The organism is Streptomyces tricolor (genome assembly GCF_002155905.1).
GTDB classification, from domain to species: Bacteria; Actinomycetota; Actinomycetes; order Streptomycetales; family Streptomycetaceae; genus Streptomyces; species Streptomyces tricolor.
Genome location: NZ_MUMF01000463.1, coordinates 1 through 1,561 on the forward strand (window position 1 = coordinate 1; position 1,561 = coordinate 1,561).

A 1,561-nucleotide genomic window follows, 5' to 3' on the forward strand; every position below is an offset into this window, starting at 1 on the left:
GACCAGCCTGCGTCCGCGCCGGCCGGGCGCGGACGCAGGCTGGTCGCGTCGCCCGTGGCCGAGCGGGCGGAGGAGGCCGGGATCGAGGTGCTGAAGCCGCTGAAGCCGCGGGACCCGGAGTTCCTGGCGCGGCTGACGGAGATCGCGCCGGACTGCTGCCCGGTCGTCGCCTACGGCGCCCTGCTGCCGAAGGCCGCCCTGGACATCCCCGCGCACGGCTGGGTCAACCTGCACTTCTCGCTGCTGCCCGCCTGGCGCGGCGCGGCGCCGGTGCAGCACGCCATCATGGCGGGCGACGAGATCACGGGCGCCTCCACCTTCCTCATCGAGGAGGGGCTCGACTCCGGACCCGTCTACGGGACCGTGACCGAGGAGATCCGCCCCACCGACACCAGTGGCGACCTGCTCACCCGGCTCGCCTTCGCGGGCGCCGGGCTGCTCGCCGCCACCATGGACGGCATCGAGGACGGCACGCTGAAGGCCGTACCGCAGCCCGCCGAGGGCATCACCCTCGCGCCGAAGATCACCGTCGAGGACGCCCAGCTCGACTGGGCGGCGCCCGCGCTGCGCGTCGACCGGGTGGTGCGCGGCTGCACTCCGGCACCCGGCGCCTGGACCACCTTCCGCGGCGAGCGGCTCAAGCTGATCCAGGTCACGCCCGTGCCCGAGCGGACCGACCTCGCGCCGGGCCGGCTCGCGGTGGGCAAGAACAGCGTGCACGTGGGCACCGGTTCGTACGCCGTCGAACTGCTGTGGGTGCAGGCCCAGGGCAAGAAGCCGATGCGCGCGGCCGACTGGGCCCGCGGGGTGCGCATCGCGGAGGGCGAGACGCTCGGCGGCTGACGCTCCCTGACACAGAAGGCGGGCCGTACGGAGGGGCGGATCCGTTCGGACAGGGCCCTGTCCGAACGGCAGGGCCCTGTCCGTACGGCGGGCGCGGTTCCGCACGCCGGAGGCAGGCCCGGGCGGCGGCCCCGAGGGGGTGCCGACGTACGCTGGAGTCGCATCCTCTTCTTCAACCCGGAGCACCTTTTTCGTGAGCGAGCCCTCCCGGCGGCCCCGCAAGCCCGCCAAGCCCTACCGCCGTCCCCAGAAGGACCCCGTCCGCATCCTGGCCTTCGAGGCGCTGCGCGCGGTGGACGAGCGGGACGCGTACGCCAACCTCGTGCTGCCCCCGCTGCTCAGGAAGGCCCGCGAGAAGGGCGACTTCGACGCCCGGGACGCCGCCCTCGCCACCGAGCTGGTGTACGGCACGCTGCGCCGGCAGGGCACCTACGACGCCGTCATCGCCGCCTGTGTGGACCGCCCGCTGCGCGAGGTCGACCCGCCGGTGCTCGACGTGCTGAGACTGGGCGTGCACCAACTGCTCGGCACCCGGATCCCGACGCACGCCGCCGTCTCCGCCTCCGTGGAGCTGGCCCGCGTGGTGCTCGGTGACGGACGGGCCAAGTTCGTCAACGCCGTGCTGCGCAAGGTGGCGCAGGACGACCTCCAGGGCTGGACCGAGAAGGTCGCGCCGCCGTACGACGAGGATCCCGAGGACCACCTCGCCGTCGTGCAC

2 protein-coding genes are annotated in these 1,561 nt (G+C 74.1%); both read left to right on the forward strand.

The window, feature by feature from the left end:
* The coding region (locus tag CCN44_RS29730) for a methionyl-tRNA formyltransferase (protein ID WP_107502120.1) at window positions 1-843 on the forward strand (843 nt) is incomplete at its 5' end.
* Window positions 844-1,036: 193 nt separating this feature from the next.
* The coding region (locus tag CCN44_RS29735) for a transcription antitermination protein NusB (protein WP_276329133.1) at window positions 1,037-1,561 on the forward strand (525 nt) is incomplete at its 3' end.